This is a genomic window from Limnobacter sp. (assembly GCF_046297615.1).
Lineage (GTDB): Bacteria > Pseudomonadota > Gammaproteobacteria > Burkholderiales > Burkholderiaceae_B > Limnobacter.
Genome location: NZ_JBKBHM010000001.1, coordinates 453,792 through 479,363, shown reverse-complemented (window position 1 = coordinate 479,363; position 25,572 = coordinate 453,792). Strand labels below are relative to the sequence as shown.

Sequence of the window (25,572 nt, the reverse complement as noted above, 5' to 3'; positions counted from 1 at the left end):
CTCGGTTGAACACAGACACCGGCATGAGCACCCAAGCCCGAACCTTCAACGAAGACCACCTGCAACGCAGGGCACAGGCCCTGCAGTTGGCGTACACCCGTGCAGTCAATAGCCACAATGGTTCTGCGCCGCTGTACTTGCATCAAGAGACCGATTTTCTGGGCCACTTTGTGCCCGATACGCAAGTCAGCCTGGCCATGGCACCCGAGGTTATGAATCTGGACCCTGTGGCTGGCATCTTGCTGCTAACCGGCCAACTAGAGCCCCAACAGGGGAACGTGTTGGTGAAGGCCGCCGAGTCGGGTGATTTAAGCAGTGCCTTATTGGCCCAATTGTTTGGCTTTAACAACCTGCCTGCCAACTTGGCCAGCGTGATTGAAGCAACAGTGAAAGCGCGTTTCACCCATCAAATGAAAACGGAACTGCGCAAAGTGCTCGCCAACGGGCAGCCCCGGTTGGTGAAACTGGGCAACGGCATTGAACTCAAAGTGGTCGGCTTGAAAGGGGTGAACCAACTGGGCAAGCACGCCGATGTGATGATACGGATTCGGCAACCGAACGCAAAAATCATCACGCTCATGGAAGCGGCCCAGTTTCAAGCGGTCAGCAAAAACATGTATGTCAAATCTCTCGGGGCTGACGGGTTCAAAACCAAGAAGGTGCTGAGCCTGAGCAGACAAGCTTCTGACGACTTGTGGCAATTGCGCCGCTTGACAGGGTCGCCATGGCTAAGCTCGGTCAAAGTGGGCGGGCTGCTTGGCTTGGGGCCCACATTCATTACCGACTTCCTGAACAACTACAACCACCACGCCGACCTAGGACAACGGTTCAACGTCAAGCAGTTTGCGGTGGACAGCGCGAAGAACCAAACGGGGAATATCTTGGGGATGGCTGGGGGTGCTGCAATTGGGGGAATTGTGGGGGCTATCGTCGGTACTGCGGGGGCTCCAATCGTGATTCTTGGCTTGGGTGTCGGAATAGGTATCGGTATGTTGTACGACACTTCAGAGCTGAAGAACGAGATTGAACAACGGGCCAAATCATTCTTCGGCAACGACTAGCGTCACAGGTTGAACATGTACGGAATTCGCAGTCATTACTACGGTTTCTTTGCTCAAGCGCTTTGCTTAGCAATCGGACTCCCGCTGAGCACCCTACTGCTGGTTGCCCAATTCACCCCGCTCAATGCGCCGTTGTTGGTATTGATTCTAGTGGGGGGTGCCTGCCTTGGTGTAGTCACCATTTATCAGGTGATCTTTGTCTACGAGCTAAAGCCACACCAACTCGTCTACTGCAGCATCATCGGGTTGTGGGGCACCAGCGTCGTTACCTTTCAGTACGATTTATTGGTACTACACACCAGCTTTGCCAAACTCGAATTCGAGGGGTATCTAAAGTGGAGGTTTTTAATCTTCAACTGCGTCACTCTGGCACTGTGTGTCATTGGAGCGTTCCTGAACACCGCGCGGAAGGTGACTCCGGAAACATTCGCCAAGGGCGACGAAATTGAACTCTGGCAATTCACTCTGTGCCCTAAAAGCGGCACCTATGACATTGATCTTCAACCCAGGAAGTTCAAAGGCTTGACGGTGCTGCTTGCTTTGGCAGGCTTTGCGTTGATGTGGGTGATCGAGAATGCAATCGCCCTGACTAACCCCAACTATCTCCGGTTTCTCATCATGGGGGTTTGCTTTGCCGTCCCAGCGTTGATCATCAACGCTTTTACTGGCGTCACAATCGGAGAGTCGCTGTACCTGATTTACTTCCAGCGCAAGCAGGCAATCCCGAGCTTTGTCTATTGCGACATGAAAACCCGCATGAAGTGGCGTCATGACTATGTGAAGTACCACCTGCCCGCCCCAATTCGACGGCTCAACTTGAAACTCTTCAACCAACATGTTCAGGCGTATGAACAACTGGACAAAGGGCCCAAACGCTGGCGTATCGTGCAGTGACATCGAGCCAAAGCTTGCAGGATGGCTCAGGGCTTACTCATCGTCCCAGTGGAAACGGTGAATGACCCGGTGAAGAATGGGCGTGAACACCATGGCCGCCGCCACAATAAACACCAGCCCTGCATACAGGGCATAGCAGCCCGCAAACAGTTTGCCACCATACGTTTGCGGCGGATTCACCGGCCCCATGCCACCCAGCAGCATGGCGGAATTGAGGAAGGCGTCTATCCACGACAGGTTTTCGAATGTGACATACCCCACCATGCCAATGCCCAGCGAGGCCATCAGCATCAGCACCACCCACAACAACTGGCTTGCCAGCCGCCTCAGGAAAACCGCGCGGGGAACAGGTTGTTGGGTTCTACGTTCGTACATCGCCAATAAGGGCCGTGCGGCTTAAGCCTGCTGAAACGCCGAAAAGTGGTTGGCCAAGTGCATGGCGTGTGCCTGCTCGTATTCGGCTTTGCTTAACTCGCCATAGGCGAAGTGCGGCTTTAGCGGCCCTGCCCAATTGGCAAAGGCCGAAGCGGCCAGCTTCAGGCGGGCCAGTGCGGCGTCCACTCCCGTGTTTGCATCCAGCGCAGGGGCACCCGGAATGGGCTCGGCCAGGTTGTGAGTCATGCGCCCGCGCCAGGCAAACACATTGAAGGCAGCCGCCCCCACTGTGCGTTGAAACAGCGGGTGCTTGGGCTGCGGAAAACCCAACATGGAAAACTCGATGCTCTGCGCAAGGTGGGTCAGCGTTTGCGCCCAATTCCACGCCGTTGCCGGGGGAAGCGCCTGTGGGCTGGTCAAGCGGGCCAACTCGGCCAATGCTTCATTCAAGGTTTTGAACACCAACTGCCGGTCGTTCGCGGAGGCTTGCGCGCAGCCGCTAACGCCCGTGGCAACCACACCAGCAGGCACCGCGTGCGCGGCCAGAACCAGTAAGCGACGGCGTGTTTTGTTGTGGGGCTGTTCCATGTTGTTATACCTGCCGAGTGGGTGGGTTGGAATGGTTACATCATGGCATGTGGGGTTGGGGGCGGGCAAGACGGGAGGGGTTATGTTTGGGCGGGTTAGGCGAGGGGTTGGATGAAGGGCGGAATAAGGCTGGTTTTCTAGGTGCGGATAAACAGGGTTTATTTTCCGCGATTTTTATGTAATTCTTTAGAGGCCGTTGAAATGACTAAGTAAAGTTAGGACACTGCGATGTGCGGATAAATGTATATCGCCGTTATTGTTCGATATATCAAGTTAGGCCGCACCAATTCACACCTATGATGAATCAAACACTGGACGACTTTTGGCGAGATTTTTTTGCGTTGCCGCATACATCTCTCGGAGGACCGGACACAATCTATCGAGGCGTAACGGATTCGAGCCACCAATTGATACCGTCAATCGGACGGAACACCATGGACCACACACATGGAGACATTGAATCCCTTGAAACCAACATACTCAATGAGTTCAAGCGCCTGACAGTTCCACTCCAAAAAGATCCGCCAAAATCAGAGTTTGAATGGCTTTTTTTAGCCCAGCACTACGGCCTTCCAACAAGGCTGCTTGACTGGTCATCAAATCCACTTGTGGCGCTATTTTTTGCCACTGAGCGGAATGACACCAAGGATGGCGCCATTTATTACTTGAAGCACGCCGTCACAGATCAGTACGAACTCTTTGACTACAAAACGGCCAACTATACGAAGAATGAGGCAGCAAAGCCTGCCAGCATCTTCGCCATTCAGCCGCATCAAGGCGAATTCATATTTATTAGACCGCGATACACCGACGAACGCTACATTAATCAAAAATCAATCTTTTCCTGCCCCAAAGACCCATTCAATCCACCAAATATTCCCGATATAAAAACCATCGCAGTAAGAGGCGCTTGGAAGCCAGAAATACGGTGCCGCCTAAGAATGCTTGGCATATCAACATCCTTCATTTATCCTGGCATTGCAGGAATTGCATCCGAAATAAAGGCTCACCAATTCGACCCTGTTGCCAACGGCAAAATGCAGATAGTGACCCTAAGGACAGAGATAAAACTAAGTTGAAAAATGCACCACAAAGTAAATATATCTACTGGCCACTACGCTCCGTGGCCTAACTGGGCGTTCAACGCGGACGCCAACACTGGTCATGGCTTCGCCATTTTCATAGCCAGCGTTGGTACCCTGCGCGCTTCGCGCTCCGGCGCCGGTTAACTTGGACGTTAGCTGCTTCACACCTCTCCTCCGTGTGCGAAATTTTAGATAGCCATGAACAACTCAGCGCTTTCACAACAACTTTCTGAACTTCGGCGAACTCGCTATGCACAGGTGCCGCGCTTGCGTTATGTAATGCAAGCGTTCTTGCCGAGCGCAAAGCATTTAGAAGCAGGGCGCCTTGAAGCACGCACTCGTGTCCTTGACTGGGCTCGCACCAAGTGGCCCGGCCTGATCCCGCCTTTTGCTTATGATGGAAATGCATTTGAGCACGACCAAGCAGGATTGCGTATTGCTGCAACCAGTAATTCGGATGGAACAATTTGGGCATTTCGTTCAGAACACCTAGATAGCGAAGAATCACGCACTTGGGTTACAGAAGCGTTAGTTGCAAACCTAGGGGAGACCGATGCATTCGGTGTAAGAAACTCATGCAGCACTCTCGGCGGAGATCAAATCCCAGCAACTTCTCCACGTTTTCTACGCGACTTCATAGCACACCTGTCTCTTGTCGATGCTGGGTTTCCAGTGACGGCCACATCCCACCTCGTGGGCGATCCAGAGACGTTGCAAAAGTTTCTTTCTTTGCTTTGTTCATCTGATCGGGTGCTACCAGTCATCGTACTTACTCAACTGCCTGAGACAACTGCATACGCACTAGATCCTGCAAAGTTAGCCCGTGATACACAGGGTCTAGCACATGTCTTTTGCCTACCGGCATCGCAAACTTTCAGTCTTTCGGATGCCGTTGGAAAAATGCTCAGTGTTTTTCATGGGGCTGTTCGAACCTATTACCCCGGGTTTTCTCTCAACTCAGACCCGCACCAACATCACTTGGTTTTTCCTCAAAGAATTGCCGAATGGTCAGATGACTACGGAACAGGGGCCGTAGCATTCGGACAGTTTCTGTCTAGGCAGTTACACACTTTCAGTGTTGGCAAGCCAACCAAAATTGAACAGTTGCCGTCATACTTTTCTATTCGACGAGCATTGCTCGAGAAGCCCAACAAAACAACGGGAGAGGAAATACAAGCACTTCGCCTTGACCTTGAAGTCTCACGTGCAAATGAAGAGGCATGGAAAACTCAAGCACTGGATAGCGATGCGGAGGCTCGCGGATATGAAGATGAGAACCGAAACCTTAAAGCGCAAAATCACACTCTAGCCCATGAACTGAAGAAGCTACGCGAGGCTCGTGGCGATACTGTCATTCCAACGCCGACTAGCTATGCTGACATTCAGCGTTGGATTGACTCATACTTCTCTGATCGTTTAACCCTTCATGGTCGCGCTATTCGTGGTTTGAAAGAAGCGTTATTTGAAGATGTAACGCTTGTATGCAACTCCCTTAGACTGCTTGCCAGCGCGTATTGGGATATGCGGGCAAATCATGACCCAGAGCAGCGTCAAATCCTGTCGCAGAAGTGGGAGGATGGCGTTAAAAACTTACGCTTGGAATACAACCACCAATCTATTTCGCCAAACCGTTTAGGTGAGTTTCGCTCTACCTACACAATTGACTATCGTATTGGGCAAAGCCCACAACAAATTCTAGGCCCTCATCTGAAGTTTGGAAGCACTAAAGATGATAGGTTCTGCATGCGCATTTATTTCCTGTGGGACGATGACCGGCAACTGGTAGTGATAGGTAGCTTGCCGGCCCATCTCGAAACGCGTGCATCGTAGTGATTATCAACGCAGCTAACACTTGGATCAAGGCCGCTCCCTTCGGTCGCTGGACGCTGCGCTAAAAGGCGCCGTGCAGCGCCCCTTACCTTGAACGTTAAGCCACTATGGAAACATCGCAAATCCTCGAAATGGCTACGCGCTTTCGAGGGGCAATTGAGAGCATTCCTCCAGAGGCTAGATCAATTTGCATGCAGAGCTTTCCAAATGGCGCATGTGGTGATACTGCGCTGCTCTTTGGAGCGTTCTTAGTTGATCACGGCATTCCCGGTTTCCAGTACATCTGCGGAGAGCGCGGCAGCCAGGCGGACAATACCTGGACATCACATGCTTGGTTGCAACGCGACGACCTTGTGGTTGACCTAACCGCAGATCAGTTTCCCGATGCGCCAACGGGCGTAATAGTGTCGAGTTCTTCGTCCTGGCACATGCAGTTCGATACGGAGTCAGGGCAAGAATCAGACTTTCGCAAATGGAGCGGCTATGGGGCTGACCAACTTTATCCGATGTACGCGAGGGTTCTCGGTGTTCTTCAATCAAAATTCAGCGCCTAACTGGGCGTCCGCCTTCGGCTCCGGTGCCGCTTACCTTGAACGTTAGCCACTCCCTGCAGAGGCTTTTACATGCACGTCGCATCACTTACTTTTCGTCCGGCCCTAAAACTCGGTCCCGTAGATGGAATGGACGAGAATGGCCCCATTGTAAGATTTGAAGTGCTAGACAATGAACTTCTCAAGAAATCTCGGGGGGTTTATATCGTGGCGACGCCTACAGATGTACTGTACTGTGGAAAATACACAGGCACTTTATCCAAAAGGTGGCTCTATACCCGGCTTGGATACGTCTATCACTTTAAGCGCAGTGACATTGCTACCGCTCTTGCTGACGACACTCCTCTCACTGTTTATGCTGAGACAGAGGAACTAATACGTAGTCAGCTTAGTAATGCTGGTGAATGGGTCGATATAAATAGTATTGAAGCTAATTTGATAAGGCGGCTAAAGCCAATATGGAACCGCATGAGTGGCTAACCCTTCAATCAACCCGAGCGCCCAAAGCTGCGCTTTGGGTTCCCTTCATGCCTCCGGCATTCTGGCGGCAGGTTATTTCCAACGTTAGGAGCATTTATGTCAGTGAGTATTCTCGATCAAGCAATTGCAGCGCATCCTTTTTACCCAAAAGCTATCAAAGTGGGTTCCCAGCTATGGAAAGACCTTGCTGCTGCTGGCCGTATCAAATGGAAGCGCGGCTATATCGAGGGTGTTATCGACTCAAAAGTTGATTTTCCAACATTAGATGAAAGAATCTTTTTACACGTCTCACCAGAACTAGATGATTTAAGTTATGAGTTACCGCAAAACTCCTAACCCATCATTCAAGATGGCCACGCTAGAGCGTGCCTCTTATTCAAACGGTTAGAGCGCGCATGAACCGTCCCGAGCAAGGCCCAGATTTCGATGCCGTTGGCAGACTGCAAGCAGAGCTCCGCGCGGAGTCTCCGAGAGGAGTAGTTCTTGTTTCTGCGACCATGCTTAAGGCAGCACTTCAAGAGCTGATGCTGGCTCGCCTGGTTCCAAGTTCGTCTGGTCGGATCCTCTCTTCGACGGCCCGATGTCGCCTTTCGGCTCTTTTAGCGCGAAGATCGACATAGCGTATCGACTGGGAATTTTGAGTCCCCAGTTCTGTCGCGACATGCATATCATTTGACGCATTCGCAACGAGGTCGCACATGAATCGAAGGGGTTCAGATTCGAGGATGGAGGAACAAGCGCGCGCGTGGTCGCTCTCTCGCAAACCCATGGTATCCTCGACCGTAGCCGGAAATGGGAGCAAGGCCACGGGAGTCCTTCACTGCAAGACCAGTTTCTTGAGGCCGCGACCTGGATGCTCCTCTACATGGCTGCTGAACGGGAACGAATTACAACTCTCCAGCCCCATTCGCTGGAGTTTGGCTATCGGGCGTCCATGGACTACTAATCCAGCCTCGCGCCCGATGCGCCCCAACAAGTCGTTCGACGCGGACACGCTGCGCTCTTGGTGTTCGTATTCTCAGTAAGTAAACACACAAGGAACACAATGGACGGGAAACTTCAAGCGCTACGCCTTCACTTCTTCTACTGTTCGCTGATCCTGATACTCGTCCTAATCGCCGTAGCCACTGATCGCTGGACTCTGCAGCCAAAGTTTACTGAGTTTCTTAGTAACGCAGCCACGATGACGTCCCTTCTCCTTGGCTTGGTTGCGATCTTTTACTCATTCATTTCAAACGATGGCTTGTCTAAGAGTCTAGGGAGCATTACGACGGTTTCTGATGAAGTGCGCCAATCAAAGGAACAAATCGCAAAGCATGTCGCGCTCACCCAGACTACCGCCCATGCCGCCGAACGGAATGCCGCCGCTTTTCAAGCGGCCTCCTCCAATGTCTCAGAGAACCTAGCCGCACTAACGCAAACGCTCTCAGCCATTCGTACGCACACTGAGTCCTTGTACGGATCGCTTGGTGATCTTCCGACGAGACTGGACAAGCTGGAGTCCACAGTTGTGGACGCAGCAAGATCCCTCGGAGAGAAGACAATTATTGCTCCGCCAGTTGCCACCAAAAACCTAGTTGACCCTTCACTAGTAAAGCGCTTCCTTCAATTTTCGTCTCTTACCACGAACTTGCTAGCCCACGCCGCCGTATTGGCCAATCGAGAAGGTCGTGAGCTAGTTATTGCGGATTTCTGTGCGGCTACAGGCTCAAGGCTGGATAGCTACATGTCTGGATTTCTGGCTTGCATGGATGCAATGCAGCTTGTCGACATAGATACAGTCGACGGAAAGACCCGCGTTTTCACCATCAAAAGCGTTCACCCGACCCTTGTCTCAGAGACAAGAGCCTACTTTGTCGATTACGTAGAAAACCATATGAAAGACTCAGATCCATTGCACTATGACGGATGGAGAAGTTCTCTTGAGAAGGTCGAAGCTCTCTACGCTGATCGTGGAGCAGTGCAGTGACGCCCAACCCTACCATCTAGAGGACGTTAGGCCTCACAAACCCCATGACAACACCTTCGCCGAAAGTCTTCCTTTCCTACTCGCACGACAGCGAGCCCCACAAGGATTGGGTGCTTGCTCTCGCAACACGCCTGGTAGCGAACGGAGTTGACGTCATTCTTGATCAATGGGATCTAACGCTCGGGAGCGATCTACCAAGATTCATGGAGCAAGGCCTCTCCTCTGCGCAGCGAGTTCTTGCAGTTTGTACGGAACCTTACGTGCATAAGGCAAATGCTGGTCGTGGCGGCGTTGGATACGAGAAGATGATTTTGACCGCGCAACTCATGCAGGATGTCACCTCAGACCGAATTGTCCCTGTTGTCCGTGCGAATGCTCTGGTTCCACCTGTTCCCACCTTCTTGTCGTCTCGCGTCTATATAGACTTCAGAGACGACTTGGCCTTCGAAGCCAAGTATGGTGAACTGATCCGTGACATACACGGTCAAGAAGTCAAGCCGCGCCCGCCACTTGGCCAGAATCCGTTCACTATGACGACACCAGCAATCGCACCAGTCGTTTCCCTTGGCGCAGAGCGTTACGTAGCTCCTGCATCAAGTGGCGTGGTCACCTATGACTACTCAAACAACAATGGGCGCTTCACGTTCGGTTCCGGCGACATGGCATTCGAGACTGCATGGTCGCGGGCTGGAGACAACTCAATTCACGCGTACAATGACCCGCCGAGCATCCGCAGCGTCGCAATCGCCGTCGGAGCGAAGGAGATATCAGAGATTTCAGACGCAACCCAGTACGATCCGTCTTCCAGGGTGCGTACGCCCTATACCGATGAAATACTGGTTTGGCAAAACACAGCTGGGTACTTCCTCGCTACCAAGATTCTTTCTGTGAAGGTTCGTGGTTCTGGAAACGCGCTCGATGAAGTGAGCTTGGAGTACAGGATCGCACCCACGAAGTCTTCATCCTTCGCCAAGTGAGGCCTAATCCACCGTTCAACTGGACATGCTCCGCCGTTCCTACGCCGGGCTTCATTTCATTTTCGCCCGGCTTCGTCACTCTGTCGCATGCCGGTTAACTCAAACGTTAGGCATGTTGGAGACGCACTTGCTGACTCGTCGCATCGTTGACAACCACTTGGTGGTATTCGAGCCTGAACGGGTTCTTCCGGTCCTGGCACCAAACATTCGTGCGATGCACGAAAACCGTGCTTTCATTCGCATGGCTCCGTGCACAGACTTCGTTATTGGCTTACTAGCCAATTTGGTCGTCACTACGTTGGACTCCGGTTCGCGCTTCCGCACATACGATTCCCTCAGGACAATTCGACAAATCATCCGCTACTCTGCCACGCCACCCCAGTTCTCACTTCACACCGCTGACCTACTGTTCCGTCTGTATCAGCACTACGTCTATTCAGCCAAGGAGGAGATCCGCTGGTGCGTCAGCATCTATCTCAAAGATCGCGAACTTCCTAAAGAACAGATCCGTTGGCTAATCTCTCAGGCGCCGAGATCATCGCATATCCTCAATCGCCTTCTGCGCTATCCAACAGTGAATGAAGAGATCGCAGCCTGGGCTAGGGCTGCGCTCCGAACGAGCCAGTACGTCGATAGAACGTCCGAACTGCTAGGCATCTTGATTACAGATCACTTGCCAAGCTTCGCAATGAAAATGCCCCCAGAAACGCTGATGTGGGCTGCATATTACTCGCGCGCGCTTCCTCGCGTAAAAGCGGAGATAGTATGCAATGCTGCTACTGTCGCAAGTGCACGGTCGGCGTTGGAAATCGGTCGCCGTCTTGGCCTAGTTGAGATCATTCGGCACCTCAGCACGATCGTCCCAGAAGAAGCTTAACCCTTCAGTCGAGGTGACGCGCAACGGCATAGGACCCAGATCGCTGCGCGCCTCTCAGCTCAAACGTCAGACCAACCAAATCAACCCCCCCATGACCCACACAACTTTCCGCACCGTTCTAATCCTTTCGGCCACAGGGTTTACAGCACTGTTCACCGCAATTTGCATCCCCCCATTCCTGCAAAATCCTGATGTCATCGGTGCGTTCGGGGCTGGCTTTGTCAATCCCTATTCATCGGGCTACGCGCTGGACATTTTCTTCACTTGGGCGGTGCTGGCGGCGTGGGTGGTGTACGAGGCCAAAACCCTCGGCATTCGGCACGGTTGGGTTGCCTTGGTGCTTGGCGTGGTGCCCGGTGTTGCCGTGGGGTTTACCGTTTACCTGCTGCTTCGAATCAAACAGGTGTCAATGCTTTCAACATCAACTCCAAAGTCTTCAGCGCAGCCTCCGGTTTCTTCTCCATCTGCACGCGAATAATTGCGCCGTCCACAGCCATCGCAGCCGCTTGGGCCACCGCCTTGCCTTGTTCATTGTTGGGCAGCAAGGCGGCAATGGCATTCACCATGTCGCCTTTGTGCCGTTGCGAAACCTCGGCCACCCATGGCCCAATACCGTCCAGTTCAACCACGCTGTTGATGAAGGCGCAGCCCCTGTAGCCGGGTGAGTTGAACCACGCCTTCATCGCAGCCACCACGGGCGCCAGCGGAAACTTGGCACGTCCCGGGGTGCGGGCCAGCGCATCACAGAACCAGGCCATCCAGTGCTCGTGGCGGTAATCAAGGTAAGCGGCAATCAGGTCGTTCTTGCTCGGGAAATGGCGGTAAAAGGTTACCTTCGTCACCCCGGCCTGCTCGATGATTCGGTCTATCCCTGTGGCGCGCACGCCCTCGCCATAAAACAAGTCATGGGCGGTGTGCAATATGCGCTCGCGGGCGCTTTGCTCGGGCAGGTGTTTGGGTTGCTTGGCGGTCTTCATGCCCAGCATGGTAGACAAGTTTGTCTACACACGCCATACTCCCCGATGTAGACAGGTCTGTCTACATTGCACCAACAACAGGGGGCGTGCACATGTTCTTGAACAAATTGAAAGGGGAAACCAGCGCGGCCTCAGTGCCCAAGCCACCGCTGAAAAACGTGGCCTTGGCCTGGCTGGGGGGGTGTTTGGCCATTGCGGTGGTGGCGAAGGTGGGCGATGGTTTGTCGCTACAGTTGGTGCTCGGCTCTTTCGGTGCGTCCTGCGTGTTGGTGTTCGGCTTTCCCGACCTGCCCTTTTCCCAGCCGCGCAACGTGGTGGTGGGGCATTTCATCAGCTCGCTCATTGGTTTGTGTTTCTTGGCCTTGTTTGGGCCAACCTGGTGGGCGTTGGCCTTGGCAGTGGGCACCGCCATCGCCTGCATGATGCTGACGCGCACGGTGCACCCACCGGCAGGGTCTAACCCCGTCATCGTTTTTCTTACCCAACCGGCGTGGGGCTTTCTGTGGTTTCCCACGCTGACGGGCGCATTGCTGCTTGTGCTGGTGGCCTTGGTGTACAACAACCTGGCGCGGCCAAGCGCTTACCCCAAGTATTGGTAGCGCAACCGGGCCCAGGCCCTGGGGCATTCCGCCCTGGCCACCCCAAAAACAAAAAAGCTCCGGCCAGCGGAGCTTTCATGTTCAAATCAGTTGGCGCGGCCGGCGGGGATCGAACCCACGACCTTCGGAGGCCAATAATTACCGAAGGTGGTTAAATCGCTTTATTTCTGCGGAAACGGCGCCAATACGTGTTTCTAGGCATGATTAAATTCTGTCGAGAAATCTAACTCTCCGACTTAAGATCACTTAAGCTCGCTCAGCCAACCATCTCAACCCTTTGATTTTTTGGTGTTTTGCGAGCATTGGCCGAAAAGGAGCCGATGTGACAGCCTAAATTGGATTGCCGGTCTGGAGCCCTCAGCAAAACGTAATTGGGGGGCGGGCTATTTGAACCTTCACGAGCAGTGTGTGCACCGCCGCAAACTTGAGAGCGTCCAGCAGGGCAGCCGAGCGATTGCAGACTGGATTCAGTTTTACAACACCCAAAGGCCTCACCAGGCGCTGGGCATAAGAATACCCGCTGAGCAGTGCCAATTAGCGGCCTAGACAGTGCAGATTCCGCTGGGTCGTTACTATAAACTGCAAAAATCCATTCAAAGTTCAATGTGGCTTGCAATGCACCGATCCGTGCTTAATCGAGCACAACCTTGCGCTTGACCAACAACGGGTGCTATCAGTGCAATATAAGCAAGTGCAACGTTCACAGGGCGTTCCGCTCATGGAAAATAGAAACTAAATCACTCTTGAGCAGACGCTGATTAGGCCAACCCGCTTAAAGGTAATGGCGTCAGCAGTTTGTTGCGAAACTAAGCAGGAATCGCTGTCCGCCACTAGATACACTAAGTTCACCCTCCTCAAGAAGTATGGGAGCGATTGCGGACGCATACCTTGCTGATGGCCATCCATTGTTGACCAACCATTGACCTAATGAATCATCGGGAGTGCCACCGGTCATACTTGCGCCGAGGGGTACATCGGATCGTCCGTGGAATTCTGCAGATAAGTGATCAATCGTTTCTGGATCAAGAGTGAACTTTAGGGAACCCCAGGAAACATTGAACCCAGTAGAAGTAGTTCCTGAATAATTTATGGATTGGCCACGACCGTTCAGCGTCCCTACTGACTTTGTCGGTTTACCTGATTCTTCCAGTTGATTCAGGAGTTTTTTGGCCTCTACCGGTACAACAAATCGTTTGTTTGGCCCCAGCGCTGGATTGAGGCAGCGAACGTCGTAACCAATCATGAATAGCGTCGCCTCAAATGCATGCATACGGGCGGCTAGGTCAGCGCAGCCGGGAAACAGGGGCGACTCAGTCTTCAATAATACTAGTTGAATCAACCATGCCAATCGAACCTTGGCGCTTGCCCATTCCCCAGATGTGCTATCGCTGTTGTAGTTCAGAACGCCGGGATGATGTTCAGTTGGGAATACATGAAGCACACTACGGCTTCTCATTGTCGCAGGAAAACGTAAAGCATCTGGCAAGGGCTTATCCGTCAGTTTTCTATCCATGCGCCACATTTCCACCAGGGATGCAATCGCGGCCGCCACTCGCGAATCGTAAATGGGCAGTCCATCGACTGAAAGCAGCGAGTGAACCTTCGTCAACATGGAATTCATTTTTTTTACAGGGCTACTTTCAGAAGTTAGCAATCGAGTATCCGCCTCTTCCAAATTGAGCGCATTCGTCACACCCCGTAGATATGTAAGCAGGTTTTGTTTTCTTGCCTTTCTTTCTAAGAATGGTCGAGACCCACGATGTGGGTTTCTATCTCCACCCCAATCCAAAACATTGATGCATGCCCGAAGCGCCTCTTGCTCACTTCCTGAGGAGACCGCATCGCGAAGTTGCTCGGACAGATGTTTGAGTTTCTCAACTGACTCAGTCCAATCTCCGGATACCACGTCTTTGGACTTCCACTGATAGCAATTCAAGATCTCAGAAAAACCCTTAAGATTAGCTGATACTCGGTTTGGAACGAATTTAGACCTACGTATTTCCAGATTCACCTCGATATTAGGTGCATGATCAGAAAGCCAGCCAGCAAATTCATTTACATCCGGATTATCGAGGAAGTCACTTTTTTTCATAGAAATATTAGACATTTATAGTTAGAAAGATTGTAGCCATAGGAGTAACTGACTACCTGTATCGGCGGGCTGATCACCAATTGAATACCCTTGGATGTCAATCACTCAAATGAACATCCACGATGATGCATCCTAGATGCGCCTGCTTTATTTTGCGTTCAGCGTCATATGGTTTGTCCATACTTAATTCCACCTATAACGCTGTGCCCTGGACTTGATTTTGAAGATGTAATACATATTCAGCTTTGACTCATCAGCTCTTACAATGCTGTACCAGAAAAAACAGCCCACATCCTAACCATTGCGTAGGTGTCTAGCGAACAGTAAGCCAACAGTTGTTCCTCAATCTCAGCCTTAAGTTCTTTGTTGGTCTGTGGGTTGATGGCCTCCAGAAATGCCTCCATGGCCATACCGCCATTTTGAACACCGGTAAGGTCACCGTAATTCAGATCTGGGCAAAGTGCGGGAAGAACAGCCTTGATACTCCAGCTGCCGCATTGGCTGGGATGGTAGTAGTAATCGCGTGCAATCGGCAATAGGTCTACCACACGTTCATTCAGTGCCAACAACTGCCTCTTTAATCGAGGAAAGCGTTCGGACAGTTCACGAATTCGAGCGGTTTCAAAACCGGCGTTGTAGACGAAAATGGGTCCGCGCTCGCCGCACGTTGCAATCAGCGCTTCCGCAAAAGCCTTGGAGGGGTCGCTGCCGGAAAGGTCAAGGAAGGCGTGCTGCTTAATCTTTCCTGTGCGAGAAAGGTGATGAACGCTAAATTGGAAAGGAATCTGCTGGTAGGGCCGCGTTCCCTTCCAAATCGGCACGGCGAACTGGATGGTTTCGAAATCCATAAAATAGGCCGGTAGTTTGTACGCGGCAAGAGCCTTCGCTGCAGCCTGGTGATCAAAATACGCCTTGCCCGACAAGGTAACGGCTTTTACACGCCGTTGCTTCTCGTTAAGCAAGTCATCTGGTACCTCTCGTATCTCAGTCACGCCGTGGGCTTTTAGTTGCACCCTCAGTTTTTTGCTCAAACTAGGTAGCCACTGGATTGGCTGTTCAGCCTGCGGCTCAGCGCTTTGGCAATACTGCAGGAAACCGCACTCGTAAGGGCTACCGCAGTGCGCCCCCGTCGCCACTTTGGGTTCAAGCCTCTTCGCGACAATTTGCTGAGCGTCAGCAATCCAACTGCGCACCTCATCCCCACGATTGAACACCTCATCGGTGATGTCGTTTTCCAGCAGCAACCCGTCGTAATCGCCGTTGCCGGGGTAGACCCAATCGCTATCGATATGAGCCAAAGCGATCTTCGTGAGGGGGACACCCACAGAGCGAGCAACGAACGATTGCACGGCGGCATCGTCTTGATGATAGTCTTTCACCGAGGTGGATGATTTCACTTCAATCATGCGCCACGCCAGTTCCCCCGATTTTCTGACGGGCAGCATAACGTCGGCCAGTGACAGTGCCCCTTCAGCACAGAAGCCCGCTTCGAAGATGGGCTGGGCCGTCTGTAGAAGTACCTGCGTTCTATCGAACACAGCATCGAAGCCCTCTTCTTGTGGGTCAAGCAAAACGCCCTTTCCTTTAGGGTCGTACAACTGCCTTGCGATGTCACCGACTTGATGCCCCACTGCGAAGCTATTTTTTGTGGCCGCAGAATCCTCGCGTAGCCCAGGCTTGTGAACCTCAAGCCAGAGACGTTTCGGACATTGCCGGTATGCCAGAATCTTGGACTTCGAAAGTGTTTTCATCAAGCGGCCTTTTGTTGAGAGTTCCGAGGTGATTGAGATGGATCAGGTTGGCGGGTAACGCTCAAAAAGTACGTTTGAAACCCCATCCCCATACGACCACGACTTTGAGTTATACAGGTCATGCGCAACAGATCGAACCAATTCGAGGTGTTCGAGCGTCTCCAGGTCTTCAACCCCGTTTAAAGCACGTGGTCCATGAAGTGCTCCCAGAATTTGGCCGCACATTGACCCGGTGGAATCTGAGTCGCCGGTGATGTTGACGGCATAGCACACCCGATCATGGTCAGTTGGGGCGTTCAGCAAAGCGCTGTACAGGGCAATTGCCACTGCCTCTTCCGCCACCCAACCCTGCCCCAGTTCCTCAGGAAGGTCGAGATGTAGATGTCCGCTTTTTGACAGTTCCAGCGCGGTGGACACCGCTTCAGAAGTTTCTTCAATGCCTAACAAGTTTTCAGCGGGTGTTGGAAGCTGCCCGTTTTCCAGTTGGGTCAGGCAGTCAATGGTGATCTGGCGAAGGTCGCCAGACTCACTCCTCAACGCCATGTAGATCAGAACCGCGAAAAAGCCACTGGCGACTTTACCTGTAGGGTGGCCATGCGTTAAGCCGGCCAATTGACACCCCACGGTGAACACCCATTCAGCGGGCAAGCCTTTGGCTGCTGCCAGCGCAGCAACAGGGGCAATACGCATCACTCCGCCGTTGCCTTTACTGTCATTCTCAGCCTGCGAGCCTACCTTGGTTTTTCTATGCAAAGCCCCGATGCAGGTGTTGCCTGGGGCCCTGGGTACATAAGCGCCCAAAGCCTCAACCAAAAACGAAGGCGACTCCAAGGCGCGCTCGGTAAATTCGGTGCTTACGCCCTGAGTACCCAACCACCGAAGATATGCATAGTCGACCACTGATTCTGCGTGAACAACGCCTCTGCTCATTTCCCGAAGGCAAGCGCGCAAAAGGCCTTCAGCGGTGAACAGAGTCATTTGAGTGTCGTCTGTAATGGCGCCAACCCGTCCATAGGCCCGTGACAAACTTCTGATGCCAGTGGGTGTGTACTGCGCGAGAATCTGGCCCCTATTGAGAAACTCCACGGGAGCACCCAGTGCATCTCCATAGGCACCCAGTACCAGGCAGGCTTCAATTCGATGCTTCAGAAGGTCAGCGTTTATGTGCATTTTCGTCAGTACGATTAATCAGCTAAGGTTGTCATCGTATCCACAGGAACGACAATTTACGTCGCAATTCCCACTTATTTACAATCAGGTTTTCGTTCCAAAGGTAAGTTCTTGACCCCATAAGGAACATGGGCTGAACTTACGTGCTGCCTTGTCGATTCAAGGTGATGCATTTGGTCGTCAAAGAAGATATCTGCCCCAAACGCTCTAAGAAATGGGCCCTTGGGGCGCCCACCCAGAAAGACCGCTTCGTCAATTCGAATGCCCCAACTTCGCAGTGTGTTGATCACCCGCTCATGAGTCGGCGCTGCACGCGCAGTCACCAATGCAGTGCGTAACGGGCATGCGCCCGATGGAAATACGCTCTGCAATTGATGTATGGCCGCCAGCAAACCATGCAAAGGGCCTTCAGCCATCGGCTGGTCTTTTGACTCAACCTCGCTTTGCTCAAATGCCAATAGCCCACTGGCTGCAAATATCTGCTCGGCTTCATCGGAAAAAATGACTGCGTCCCCGTCAAACGCAAGCCGAATCTCTGTCTTCTCCAAAGTATTCTGCGCTGATGACCCAATCAGCCGCGCAGCGGGAATACCGGAAGCAATCGCCTCACGCACATCACTTTCGCTGCTTGATAAAAACAAGTTCGCCCCGAAGGCCTGTGCGTAAACAAAAGGCGAGCGGCCGCGAGAGAAAGAAGCCCTGGTAATTCCCAAGTGATGATGACGTATGGAATGAAAAATGCGCAGACCTGTATCCACACTGTTTTTGGAGACCAGCACCACCTCCACCAAGGGTGAAGCCCGACCTTTGTTCAAAGCAAGCAACTTCGAAACGAGGCCAAATGCTGGGCCGGGATTTAACGGCACGGACTCGTGATTGCGCTGATACTTCGCATAGGCCTCTTCGCCCTGGGTTCTAAACACCGAATCACTTTCAGTCAGGTCAAATAAGGCACTGGAAGCGATTGCAATCGTCAAGTACGGCGTAGACGGTCCATCGCCTGACACTTCCGAGGAGTTGACTAACTTGCCACTGTCCATTGCTTTGCTCCCCATGAAAAATCTATTACTGTGGATGTACCATGAAATACTGCCAGCATTTGCGACATTTATCGTCGTACACTAAGAGCATTTTCGCACCGAAGAAATCACATGAATCTCAAAATCAAGGTTCTAGAATGCATAGGGCAAGCAGCCATGCTGACCAGCGACGATATTCATCAACAACTTAAGGCTGAAGGAATCGACCGGGATAAACGTTCAATCCAACGTGCTTTGGGCGAACTGGCAGAGGAAGGGTTGTTGGTTCGTGAAGATAACAGCAGACCTTACCGTTACAAGCGGGTGAAAGGTGCCCACTCATTTTCGTTGACCACATTGAAGCCCTCGGAATCGGTGTTGTTGCTGCTGGCCGAACGTTATCTGGAAGACATTTTACCCAGCTCACTAAGCAGTGTTTTTACAGCGCATTTTCAGGAAGCAAGGGCAATACTTGGAAACAACAAAGGCCGCGCTTACCTGGAAAAACAATGGCTGGACAAGGTGCGTGTAATACCTGCAACCCAGCCCCTGCTTCCCCCGGCCATCAACCACGATGCCTTTCATCAGTTGTCTGATGCGCTTTACAACAACAAAGTGTTGGACATTGAATACAAAACGCTCAACGGGAAGGTGAGCAGTCACCGTGTTGAGCCGCTGGGCTTGGTGCAGCAAGGTTCACGAACCTATCTGATTGCCAAGAAGCAGAACAAAAGCAAGGCTGTGGCCTGGGCTGTGCACCGAATTCAGTCAGCCCACATGACTTCTCATTCCTTCACCCCGATGGAGAACTTCAACCTCGACGACATTGAGCAGGAGGCCAGAATCAATTGGGGCTTGGGCGAGAAAGTCAAGGTGAAGTTCTGGATGAGCAAATCGTCTGGGCAGAACCTGCTTGAAACCCCACTGAGCGCCGACCAAACCGCGAAACCAGTTGAAGGGGGCTTTCAGTTTGAAGCCACCGTCGTCGATTCACTGCTGCTGACTCGGTGGGTTCAAAGTTACGGGGAAAACATTCAAGGCTTTAGCAAACACCCCGTCTGAGCATTACCTGGCCCGGTCACCCTGCGGACACATTACTAATGCAGGAACCCCGCGTGTTGTAGGTGTACACACGCTTGCCCTTTCTGACGGACAAAGTCGAACTGGTGTACCCCACCAAGCCATCGCCGTTTGCAGCGTTGATGGTGATGGTGAGCAACACGGCGTTTTTCTCCCCATAGGCGTAAACCGAATTGCCCCGTTGCACCGCAGTAATGATGACTCTGTTCATCTCAAACTCCTGTTGAAGTGGAAGTTAGTAGTGGCGCTCATTTGACGCACGCCATAACGCGAGGATTGAAGTACGCCATGATGGCGACGCTGTCCTGAACTGAACGGCTCAGCTTTGCTGCAACCAATCGCTCATGAACCCGCTGACTGGCCGTGTCGTCCATCAAGTACGGCTGACGGGGAAAACCAACAAATTCAGCAACCGCCGCGTCATAATGCAGGGCCATCATGTCCTTGATCACACAATCAAGAGTTGCATCCTGCACACGCCGCTTTCGACCGGCAGATTCATAACATGCTTCAATGTGATTGATTGCTCCCAACATTCCCTCACGCTTTATCCGTTCAGTCATTGAATGACACAATCGCTCTAAGTCTGTCGCCCAAACCCATGAGGGGGCAAAGAGAAAGACGAATACACAAGTGAGAACCTTTCGATGCATGCTGACACCCCAAGATGTAATGGCTTCATGTTGAACAATTAAGCGACATAAACTGTCGCTACAGCCTATACTCTTCGACGAATACTCTTCTTCTGAGGCTGAAGCCATGACTTCCAATTCAACTGCCGACCAGCCCACAGAGCTACAAGAAAAACTGAGGAAGGCCGCAGAACTTGTGAAACAGGCAGATGCGCTGCTGATACTTGCAGGCGCGGGCATGGGGGTTGATTCGGGGCTGCCCGATTTCAGGGGGAACGACGGCTTCTGGCAGGCCTATCCGGCGCTAGGCAAGTCTGGGTTGAGCTTTCAAGACATCGCCACCCACCGAGAGTTTCAAAAAAACCCGCGGCGGGCTTGGGGCTTCTATGGCCATCGGCTTAACTTGTACCGTCACACCCAACCGCATGCTGGGTTCGGTATTCTCAAACAGTGGGCCTTATGCATGCCCAACGGCCACTACTTGTACACCAGCAACGTGGATGGCCAATTTCAAAAGGCGGGCTTTGACAACACCTATATTGTGGAATGCCACGGCAGCATCCATCACCTGCAATGCATGAAGAACTGCCGCGGCCAAATTTGGCTGGCTGATGGGTTTGAACCCATCGTGGATGAACAACGATGCGAGCTGACCAATGAATACCCACGCTGCGCCCACTGTGGCGGGCTGGCTAGGCCGAATATCCTGATGTTTGACGACCACATGTGGGATAGCCAACGAACAGAGTCGCAAATCATGCACTTCAGGACCTGGCTTGAGGGGGTTCTAGGGCGTGGAAGCAACCTACTTACCATTGAAATTGGTGCCGGTACTAGCATCCCCAGAATCAGAAACATGGCGAACCAGTTGCCCACCCCTCTGATTCGAATCAACAAGCTGGACAGCGCAGTGTCAGCACTAAAACCTTTTGATTTGGGCTTTTCTGAAGGGGCTTTGAACATACTTGCAGAAATCAATCGCCTATTGAGCAAGAACGGAAACAACAATGAATAATTTTTCTTACAAAGCAGTGTTTGAGCTTATTGAGACAAGCCTCATCGAGGAAGGCAAGAAGAATCTTCCTGAATCTGCTATTCGTGGGCAACTTGATCAGTACAAGGTACTGAAGGCGGAAAGTCGGACTGACGATGAGTACTTCAACATTCTGGTCATGGTGACTTTCTATTCTGGCTTCAAGGCAGAGACTGTGACGCAGAAAAGGGAGGTCATCAAAAAACACTTCCCAAACTGCCAGAAAGTCGCCCGGTACAACGAAAGCGATATCGCACACATACTGGCTGATTCCCAGATGATCAGGCACGGGAGGAAGATTCGTGCCTGTGTGGAAAACGCAAAGCGTATTCAAGCGATCGCCACACAGCATGGAAGCCTGGACAATTTGATCTCAAGTTTTCAGGCCGAACAGTCGCTAGAGAACCTACTGTTGCTGAAAGAATTTCTTGAGGAAAAATTTGAATACCTTGGCGGTATAACGGCCTATCACTTTATGACAGACATCGGGCTTCCAGTACTCAAACCAGACCGTGTGGTTTGCCGAATTTTTGAACGGCTAGGTCTGTTGGAAAACAGTAATCAACTACTGAAGGCGGTCTTGCTCGGACGCAAATTTGCTCAGGCTACAGGCCACCAGATTCGTTACATCGACATCGTTCTGGTTGCTTTCGGGCAAATAAGCTTTGAAAAGCTGGGAATCAAACAAGGGGTGTGTTTGCTTGAACCCCGGTGTACGCTTTGCAAAGCTAAGAGCCACTGCCAATACGCTGCCTAGGAAAACCTCCAACCAAGCCTGAGACTGCGTGGCGCAATGCAATAAGACAGATCACTCGAAGTCGAATTTCCATTTCAAAGTACATCCAGGAGGGCCCTACTCATCCGTGGAGCCCGCAGTTTTGTTCAACTTATTCTCCTCGCGCTTTATTCTCCTGTTAGAAGGGACATGGCGCTGCACTTTCTTCTGACTAACCCACATCACTCTGGCCACTGAGTTACGCTTTAAGCGCGCTTTGAGTATTTTACGCATACGGCTTCCTGTTCATTATCTGCGTCACTTAGTAAACTCAATTCTCACAAACTGCGCAGAAGCGTCTGTACTTGGGACGCCCTGGCACGCAGCCATTTAAAGCCATGAGGCACTTTGCCCGCCAGATCCAAAGTGATCAACAATTTACGTGCATGAAAGCGTGCGTGTTTAAGCAGGCTAGCGGCAGGCTGAACCGCAAGTGAAGTTCCAATCGCGACAACAACCTCTGCTTCCATCACGTGTTTCTTGGCCAGTTCTAGATGATTAATCTCTTCGCCAAACCAAACCACATTGGGGCGACGTTGAAAGCCATACTCGCAGAGATCGCCCAGCCGGATACCCTCTGGCCCGACAGGGTAGATTCGCTGCGCACTTTTCGCGCTGCGCGCATGCAGAATGTCCCCATGCAGATGTATGACCTGTTCACTGCCCGCACGCTCGTGTAAATCATCAATGTTCTGGGTAATGACAACCACTTCTCGGTGTGCTTGCAAGTCCGCAATGATCTGGTGCGCTGAATTTGGATGGGCGGCCAGCGCCTGCATTCTGCGCTGGTTGTAAAAATCCAATACCTGAGCAGGGTTGGCATTCCACCCCTGCAGTGAAGCCAGGGTGTGCACATCAACCCCATTCCACAAGCCCCCTTCCCCGCGGAATGTCGTCAAGCCAGACTCTGCACTTAACCCAGCGCCAGTGAAAAATGCAATCTTCCCTCGAATGATGGGCGGTTTCATAGTCGCAGACACGTTTGATTCACTTTAGACGCTGCCGAGCTTTGCCTAAAGCCCGACATTTTCTGTCGTTACCACGTTAACTCAGCGATAACTATCAGTTTGAAACCACCGAACTAAGCGACGCTTTTCGTCGCTGTTTTTGGGATGATTAACGCATCTTGAATGAGACAGAGAGATCAAAGTGAGCAAATTGGCCCCTACATCTAGCAACCTTCTCGCCAACTACTTTTCCTTGTTTCTGCTTGAGCGCCTGTCCCTGAAACACCGCTTGTTCCGCAATCTGAAGAGCGGCGATTTTGATGCTATTCATGTGTGCGATCAGCTCGGTGTGTACCAAGCCAAGAAAATCATTGGTGGGTCTGCTACACAGCACCTTTTTGACGCTTTGAACGATCCAGCAGACGACCCATTTTATGAAGGAGATGACAGTGACGATCTCAAAAAGCAGATTCCCACTATTTCTCGTAAATTGAGGGCTCAGTTTGCCAAGGCTGATGAAGCAATCAGCAAGCTTGAGGTTGATCAGTGGGCTGACCACCTTCCAATGGCCATGGGTCAAAACTTTCGTGCCTTACTCAAAATTATTCCATTGAGCCAGTCTGAACAGAAGTTGCTGCTGTTTTCTTACCTGATGCATTACGACGCCACTCTGAATGTGTGTGCCAAGATGGTCAAGGGCAGTTCGATCAGCCAATTACATGAGTTGCTAGCGGCAATCTTGCGCCTTGATCAGGAGTCGGTTCGCCAAACCTTGCTTCGTCAATCCATGCTGATTAAAGGGGGCCTGATTACGTTCGATATTGGCTCCATGTATGACTTTACCGACGCGATTCGGCCACTAAACGACGGCTTCCTGCGTAACTTTGTTGAAGACCACACCGCTCACAATGACTTGTTTCGCACTGAGTGGCGAGTTGCGCCAAAGGGTTCGCTGACATGGGCGAACTACCAGCACCTTGAGCCATTGTTGTCTGGTTTGAAGGCTTACTTAGCAGCCATCACGAAGCAACCCGGTGTAGGCGGTAATGTGTTGATCTATGGCCCCCCTGGCACAGGTAAAACTGAGTTGGCTCGGCTACTGGGTGAACAACTGGGCGTGCTGGTTTCAGAAGTCAGTTGCGAGAACAGTGAAGGCAGATCAGTAACTCCGCTTGGACGAATCAATTCGTTAAAGGCGGCACAGACCATTTTGAAGGCACAAAGGTCTCTGCTCGTTTTTGATGAGGTTGAGGATGTATTTCAGGAAGACCCCGAACCTGTATTCCTCAAGAAAAAGGAGAAGGGAAAGATCTCAAAAGCATGGATCAATCGTGTGCTTGAGGAGGCTACTGTGCCCACCATCTGGATCTCAAACAGCACTTACTCCATGGATCGCGCTTACATTCGTAGGTTCGATTTTGTATTGAATTTGCCAGTACCTCCCACCACCGTGCGCGAAGCCCAGATCAAAGCCTTGGTGGGCGAAAGGGTGTCAGAACTGACAGTGCGTGCTATTGCATCACATCCCAATGTGTCCCCTGCCATGCTGAGCCGTACCGCAAAGGTGCTGACCACTATCGGTGACCAGGTAACGGACCCCTCTACTTTGTGCCAAGGCATCATCGATCAGAGCCTGAACGCCCAGTATTTCGACAAAACACCATCGGTATCCCGTATGAGGGTAGCCGATCGTTACGAACCGCAGTTCGTCAACTGTCCCACGGCTTTAGATCGGCTGGCTCAGGGGCTACGCGCTCGCCCTTGCGGACGGGTTCTCATCTACGGCCCCCCGGGAACCGGAAAAACTGCGTTTGGGCATTGGCTAGCCCGTGAACTTGGCTTTACGCTGTTAATCAAGAAAGCATCCGACCTGCTTGGGATGTATGTAGGACAAACTGAGCAAAATATCGCAGAGGCCTTCGAACAGGCCAATGGACAACGCTGTATTTTAATGATCGATGAAATTGACAGCTTCATGGGGCCTAGGGGGTCAGCAAACCACAGTTGGGAGGTCTCCATGGTCAATGAGATGCTGACGCAGATGGAAAGTTTTGATGGGTTGTTTTTGGCCTCGACGAACTTCAACGACAATTTGGATCATGCAGCGTTCAGGCGCTTTGACCTAAAACTTCATTTCGACTATTTGACAACACAGCAGCTTCATCAACTGGTCATTCGTGAACTACAGTCTGTTTTGCAAGATCAAGACTCAGAGCAGTTGATCAGCGGCATTAAGCATGAACTCAGCGGCCACCTGAAATGCACTGCGGGGGATATAGCGGCTGTAGTTCGCCAACACCGATTCAATCCGGTGACTTCAGTGGCTGACTTCGCCTGCCGATTGAAAGCCGATTTGGCGCTGCGACATAAAGAATCCCGACCGATGGGGTTCTTGAACTGAAGATTTACGACGACAGCCTTGAAGAAGATAAGGATTGCAATGCTTGGGAATCTGAAGACGACGACTCCTCTGAAGAGGAGTTGAGTGATGAGGAATGGAACACCCGGGAAGAGGCTTTGCGGCAGCGTGCGTATATTACATCGCCGAAACAATGAACTTGAATGCCCTGCAAAAGAACGCGTTGAGTGAGCTTACCGATGATGCGTTGGTTGACATTATGGAATCGTTTGACGAGAAGCCGAAAGTGACAGCACGGAGTTACCTGACCCTTTTGTGTGGGGATCCCTGCTGGTATTGGTGATGCTGAATTTTGTGCGGTGATCAATTGGAAGTCGAACGGCTCTATCACGAAACGTATCATCGTTGCCGTATCTTTGCTCTGGAGACTTCTTGGCTCGAGTTGTCATCT

The 25,572-nt window shown here is 51.8% G+C and carries 26 protein-coding genes; 16 read left to right on the top strand and 10 right to left on the bottom strand.

Going from position 1 to position 25,572, the window contains the following annotated elements; translation table 11 throughout:
• Nucleotides 1–23: 23 nt before the first annotated feature.
• Nucleotides 24–1,061, top strand: coding sequence for a hypothetical protein (locus ACK4FF_RS02170; RefSeq protein ID WP_409704127.1), 1,038 nt, complete (start codon nt 24–26; stop codon nt 1,059–1,061).
• Nucleotides 1,062–1,076: 15 nt separating this feature from the next.
• Entirely contained in the window at nt 1,077–1,955 is an 879-nt protein-coding gene (locus ACK4FF_RS02165) for a hypothetical protein (RefSeq protein ID WP_409704125.1), read from the top strand.
• Nucleotides 1,956–1,988: 33 nt separating this feature from the next.
• Here ACK4FF_RS02165 and ACK4FF_RS02160 read toward each other — a convergent pair whose 3' ends face one another.
• Together ACK4FF_RS02160 and ACK4FF_RS02155 are read right to left on the bottom strand one after the other, a co-directional pair.
• Entirely contained in the window at nt 1,989–2,330 is a 342-nt protein-coding gene (locus tag ACK4FF_RS02160) for a hypothetical protein (RefSeq protein ID WP_409704123.1), read from the bottom strand.
• Between the two features lie 21 nt (nt 2,331–2,351).
• A complete protein-coding gene (locus ACK4FF_RS02155) occupies nt 2,352–2,918 on the bottom strand; it encodes a DUF1569 domain-containing protein (protein ID WP_409704121.1) in 567 nt (188 codons plus the stop codon).
• Between the two features lie 296 nt (nt 2,919–3,214).
• Here ACK4FF_RS02155 and ACK4FF_RS02150 point away from each other — a divergent pair, with 296 nt between their 5' ends.
• From ACK4FF_RS02150 to ACK4FF_RS02115, 8 genes are all read left to right on the top strand, one after another.
• Nucleotides 3,215–3,997 carry an FRG domain-containing protein gene (locus ACK4FF_RS02150; RefSeq protein WP_409704119.1) on the top strand — a complete coding sequence of 261 codons (783 nt, stop codon included), beginning with the start codon at nt 3,215–3,217 and terminating at the stop codon, nt 3,995–3,997.
• A gap of 204 nt (nt 3,998–4,201) precedes the next feature.
• Nucleotides 4,202–5,833 (top strand): hypothetical protein, encoded by a 1,632-nt coding sequence (locus tag ACK4FF_RS02145; RefSeq protein WP_409704117.1) that lies wholly within the window; start codon nt 4,202–4,204, stop codon nt 5,831–5,833.
• A gap of 107 nt (nt 5,834–5,940) precedes the next feature.
• A complete protein-coding gene (locus ACK4FF_RS02140; protein ID WP_409704115.1) occupies nt 5,941–6,387 on the top strand; it encodes a hypothetical protein in 447 nt (148 codons plus the stop codon).
• Between the two features lie 579 nt (nt 6,388–6,966).
• Nucleotides 6,967–7,200, top strand: a complete 234-nt coding sequence (locus tag ACK4FF_RS02135) for a hypothetical protein (protein WP_409704113.1) — start codon at nt 6,967–6,969, stop codon at nt 7,198–7,200.
• 847 nt (nt 7,201–8,047) lie between these two features.
• A complete protein-coding gene (locus ACK4FF_RS02130; RefSeq protein WP_409704111.1) occupies nt 8,048–8,833 on the top strand; it encodes a hypothetical protein in 786 nt (261 codons plus the stop codon).
• Between the two features lie 44 nt (nt 8,834–8,877).
• The gene (locus ACK4FF_RS02125) at nt 8,878–9,810 is read left to right on the top strand and encodes a toll/interleukin-1 receptor domain-containing protein (protein WP_409704109.1); all 933 of its coding nucleotides are present in this window, start codon (nt 8,878–8,880) and stop codon (nt 9,808–9,810) included.
• Nucleotides 9,811–9,937: 127 nt separating this feature from the next.
• Nucleotides 9,938–10,687, top strand: a complete 750-nt coding sequence (locus ACK4FF_RS02120; RefSeq protein WP_409704107.1) for a hypothetical protein — start codon at nt 9,938–9,940, stop codon at nt 10,685–10,687.
• Nucleotides 10,688–10,778: 91 nt separating this feature from the next.
• The gene (locus ACK4FF_RS02115; RefSeq protein ID WP_409704831.1) at nt 10,779–11,165 is read left to right on the top strand and encodes a DUF2834 domain-containing protein; all 387 of its coding nucleotides are present in this window, start codon (nt 10,779–10,781) and stop codon (nt 11,163–11,165) included.
• Here ACK4FF_RS02115 and ACK4FF_RS02110 read toward each other — a convergent pair.
• Nucleotides 11,083–11,673 carry a TetR/AcrR family transcriptional regulator gene (locus tag ACK4FF_RS02110; RefSeq protein ID WP_409704829.1) on the bottom strand — a complete coding sequence of 197 codons (591 nt, stop codon included), beginning with the start codon at nt 11,671–11,673 and terminating at the stop codon, nt 11,083–11,085. The genes ACK4FF_RS02115 and ACK4FF_RS02110 overlap by 83 nt on opposite strands.
• Nucleotides 11,674–11,756: 83 nt before the next feature.
• On the opposite strand from ACK4FF_RS02110, the gene ACK4FF_RS02105 reads away from it, so the two are divergent.
• Both ACK4FF_RS02105 and ACK4FF_RS02100 read left to right on the top strand, forming a co-directional pair.
• Nucleotides 11,757–12,263 carry an HPP family protein gene (locus tag ACK4FF_RS02105; RefSeq protein ID WP_409704105.1) on the top strand — a complete coding sequence of 169 codons (507 nt, stop codon included), beginning with the start codon at nt 11,757–11,759 and terminating at the stop codon, nt 12,261–12,263.
• 288 nt (nt 12,264–12,551) lie between these two features.
• Nucleotides 12,552–12,809 (top strand): integrase core domain-containing protein, encoded by a 258-nt coding sequence (locus tag ACK4FF_RS02100; protein WP_409704103.1) that lies wholly within the window; start codon nt 12,552–12,554, stop codon nt 12,807–12,809.
• A 241-nt stretch (nt 12,810–13,050) separates the two neighbouring features.
• Here ACK4FF_RS02100 and ACK4FF_RS02095 read toward each other — a convergent pair whose 3' ends face one another.
• The 4 genes from ACK4FF_RS02095 to ACK4FF_RS02080 all read right to left on the bottom strand — a co-directional run bounded on the left by ACK4FF_RS02095 (nt 13,051) and on the right by ACK4FF_RS02080 (nt 18,316).
• Nucleotides 13,051–14,355: a hypothetical protein gene (locus ACK4FF_RS02095; RefSeq protein ID WP_409704101.1), complete on the bottom strand. Its 1,305-nt coding sequence runs from the start codon at nt 14,353–14,355 to the stop codon at nt 13,051–13,053.
• Nucleotides 14,356–14,615: 260 nt separating this feature from the next.
• Nucleotides 14,616–16,106 (bottom strand): DUF2779 domain-containing protein, encoded by a 1,491-nt coding sequence (locus ACK4FF_RS02090; protein WP_409704100.1) that lies wholly within the window; start codon nt 16,104–16,106, stop codon nt 14,616–14,618.
• A 42-nt stretch (nt 16,107–16,148) separates the two neighbouring features.
• Nucleotides 16,149–17,276: an ADP-ribosylglycohydrolase family protein gene (locus ACK4FF_RS02085; protein ID WP_409704098.1), complete on the bottom strand. Its 1,128-nt coding sequence runs from the start codon at nt 17,274–17,276 to the stop codon at nt 16,149–16,151.
• Nucleotides 17,277–17,350: 74 nt separating this feature from the next.
• Nucleotides 17,351–18,316, bottom strand: coding sequence for a 5'-nucleotidase (locus ACK4FF_RS02080; RefSeq protein WP_409704096.1), 966 nt, complete (start codon nt 18,314–18,316; stop codon nt 17,351–17,353).
• Between the two features lie 111 nt (nt 18,317–18,427).
• Between ACK4FF_RS02080 and ACK4FF_RS02075 the strand changes: the two genes are divergently transcribed.
• Nucleotides 18,428–19,357, top strand: coding sequence for a helix-turn-helix transcriptional regulator (locus ACK4FF_RS02075; RefSeq protein WP_409704094.1), 930 nt, complete (start codon nt 18,428–18,430; stop codon nt 19,355–19,357).
• A 16-nt stretch (nt 19,358–19,373) separates the two neighbouring features.
• Here the strand turns inward: ACK4FF_RS02075 and ACK4FF_RS02070 are convergent, their stop codons facing one another.
• Together ACK4FF_RS02070 and ACK4FF_RS02065 are read right to left on the bottom strand one after the other, a co-directional pair.
• Nucleotides 19,374–19,586, bottom strand: coding sequence for a hypothetical protein (locus ACK4FF_RS02070; protein ID WP_409704092.1), 213 nt, complete (start codon nt 19,584–19,586; stop codon nt 19,374–19,376).
• A gap of 37 nt (nt 19,587–19,623) precedes the next feature.
• Nucleotides 19,624–19,938: a hypothetical protein gene (locus ACK4FF_RS02065; RefSeq protein WP_409704090.1), complete on the bottom strand. Its 315-nt coding sequence runs from the start codon at nt 19,936–19,938 to the stop codon at nt 19,624–19,626.
• A 196-nt stretch (nt 19,939–20,134) separates the two neighbouring features.
• On the opposite strand from ACK4FF_RS02065, the gene ACK4FF_RS02060 reads away from it, so the two are divergent.
• Together ACK4FF_RS02060 and ACK4FF_RS02055 are read left to right on the top strand one after the other, a co-directional pair.
• Nucleotides 20,135–21,022: an SIR2 family NAD-dependent protein deacylase gene (locus tag ACK4FF_RS02060; RefSeq protein WP_409704089.1), complete on the top strand. Its 888-nt coding sequence runs from the start codon at nt 20,135–20,137 to the stop codon at nt 21,020–21,022.
• Entirely contained in the window at nt 21,015–21,797 is a 783-nt protein-coding gene (locus ACK4FF_RS02055; protein WP_409704087.1) for a DNA-3-methyladenine glycosylase I, read from the top strand. The genes ACK4FF_RS02060 and ACK4FF_RS02055 overlap by 8 nt, the downstream gene beginning before the upstream one ends.
• Nucleotides 21,798–22,093: 296 nt before the next feature.
• Here ACK4FF_RS02055 and ACK4FF_RS02050 read toward each other — a convergent pair whose 3' ends face one another.
• Nucleotides 22,094–22,783, bottom strand: a complete 690-nt coding sequence (locus ACK4FF_RS02050; protein ID WP_409704085.1) for an SIR2 family NAD-dependent protein deacylase — start codon at nt 22,781–22,783, stop codon at nt 22,094–22,096.
• A gap of 181 nt (nt 22,784–22,964) precedes the next feature.
• On the opposite strand from ACK4FF_RS02050, the gene ACK4FF_RS02045 reads away from it, so the two are divergent.
• On the top strand, nt 22,965–25,163 hold the full coding sequence (locus ACK4FF_RS02045) for an AAA family ATPase (RefSeq protein WP_409704083.1): 2,199 nt from the start codon (nt 22,965–22,967) through the stop codon (nt 25,161–25,163).
• Nucleotides 25,164–25,572 lie beyond the last annotated feature (409 nt).

What these genes read in the sequence shown, in the direction of transcription:
- ACK4FF_RS02155 (WP_409704121.1), bottom strand. Translation starts at nt 2,918, where the DNA reads ATGGAACAGCCCCACAACAAAACACGCCGTCGCTTACTGGTTCTGGCC.
- ACK4FF_RS02110 (WP_409704829.1), bottom strand. Translation starts at nt 11,673, where the DNA reads ATGCTGGGCATGAAGACCGCCAAGCAACCCAAACACCTGCCCGAGCAA.
- ACK4FF_RS02145 (WP_409704117.1), top strand. Translation starts at nt 4,202, where the DNA reads ATGAACAACTCAGCGCTTTCACAACAACTTTCTGAACTTCGGCGAACT.
- ACK4FF_RS02050 (WP_409704085.1), bottom strand. Translation starts at nt 22,783, where the DNA reads ATGAAACCGCCCATCATTCGAGGGAAGATTGCATTTTTCACTGGCGCT.
- ACK4FF_RS02170 (WP_409704127.1), top strand. Translation starts at nt 24, where the DNA reads ATGAGCACCCAAGCCCGAACCTTCAACGAAGACCACCTGCAACGCAGG.
- ACK4FF_RS02165 (WP_409704125.1), top strand. Translation starts at nt 1,077, where the DNA reads ATGTACGGAATTCGCAGTCATTACTACGGTTTCTTTGCTCAAGCGCTT.
- ACK4FF_RS02095 (WP_409704101.1), bottom strand. Translation starts at nt 14,355, where the DNA reads ATGAAAAAAAGTGACTTCCTCGATAATCCGGATGTAAATGAATTTGCT.
- ACK4FF_RS02090 (WP_409704100.1), bottom strand. Translation starts at nt 16,106, where the DNA reads ATGAAAACACTTTCGAAGTCCAAGATTCTGGCATACCGGCAATGTCCG.
- ACK4FF_RS02125 (WP_409704109.1), top strand. Translation starts at nt 8,878, where the DNA reads ATGACAACACCTTCGCCGAAAGTCTTCCTTTCCTACTCGCACGACAGC.
- ACK4FF_RS02080 (WP_409704096.1), bottom strand. Translation starts at nt 18,316, where the DNA reads ATGGACAGTGGCAAGTTAGTCAACTCCTCGGAAGTGTCAGGCGATGGA.
- ACK4FF_RS02130 (WP_409704111.1), top strand. Translation starts at nt 8,048, where the DNA reads ATGACGTCCCTTCTCCTTGGCTTGGTTGCGATCTTTTACTCATTCATT.
- ACK4FF_RS02150 (WP_409704119.1), top strand. Translation starts at nt 3,215, where the DNA reads ATGATGAATCAAACACTGGACGACTTTTGGCGAGATTTTTTTGCGTTG.
- ACK4FF_RS02140 (WP_409704115.1), top strand. Translation starts at nt 5,941, where the DNA reads ATGGAAACATCGCAAATCCTCGAAATGGCTACGCGCTTTCGAGGGGCA.
- ACK4FF_RS02070 (WP_409704092.1), bottom strand. Translation starts at nt 19,586, where the DNA reads ATGAACAGAGTCATCATTACTGCGGTGCAACGGGGCAATTCGGTTTAC.
- ACK4FF_RS02055 (WP_409704087.1), top strand. Translation starts at nt 21,015, where the DNA reads ATGAATAATTTTTCTTACAAAGCAGTGTTTGAGCTTATTGAGACAAGC.
- ACK4FF_RS02105 (WP_409704105.1), top strand. Translation starts at nt 11,757, where the DNA reads ATGTTCTTGAACAAATTGAAAGGGGAAACCAGCGCGGCCTCAGTGCCC.
- ACK4FF_RS02075 (WP_409704094.1), top strand. Translation starts at nt 18,428, where the DNA reads ATGAATCTCAAAATCAAGGTTCTAGAATGCATAGGGCAAGCAGCCATG.
- ACK4FF_RS02060 (WP_409704089.1), top strand. Translation starts at nt 20,135, where the DNA reads ATGACTTCCAATTCAACTGCCGACCAGCCCACAGAGCTACAAGAAAAA.
- ACK4FF_RS02115 (WP_409704831.1), top strand. Translation starts at nt 10,779, where the DNA reads ATGACCCACACAACTTTCCGCACCGTTCTAATCCTTTCGGCCACAGGG.
- ACK4FF_RS02160 (WP_409704123.1), bottom strand. Translation starts at nt 2,330, where the DNA reads ATGTACGAACGTAGAACCCAACAACCTGTTCCCCGCGCGGTTTTCCTG.
- ACK4FF_RS02065 (WP_409704090.1), bottom strand. Translation starts at nt 19,938, where the DNA reads ATGACTGAACGGATAAAGCGTGAGGGAATGTTGGGAGCAATCAATCAC.
- ACK4FF_RS02085 (WP_409704098.1), bottom strand. Translation starts at nt 17,276, where the DNA reads ATGCACATAAACGCTGACCTTCTGAAGCATCGAATTGAAGCCTGCCTG.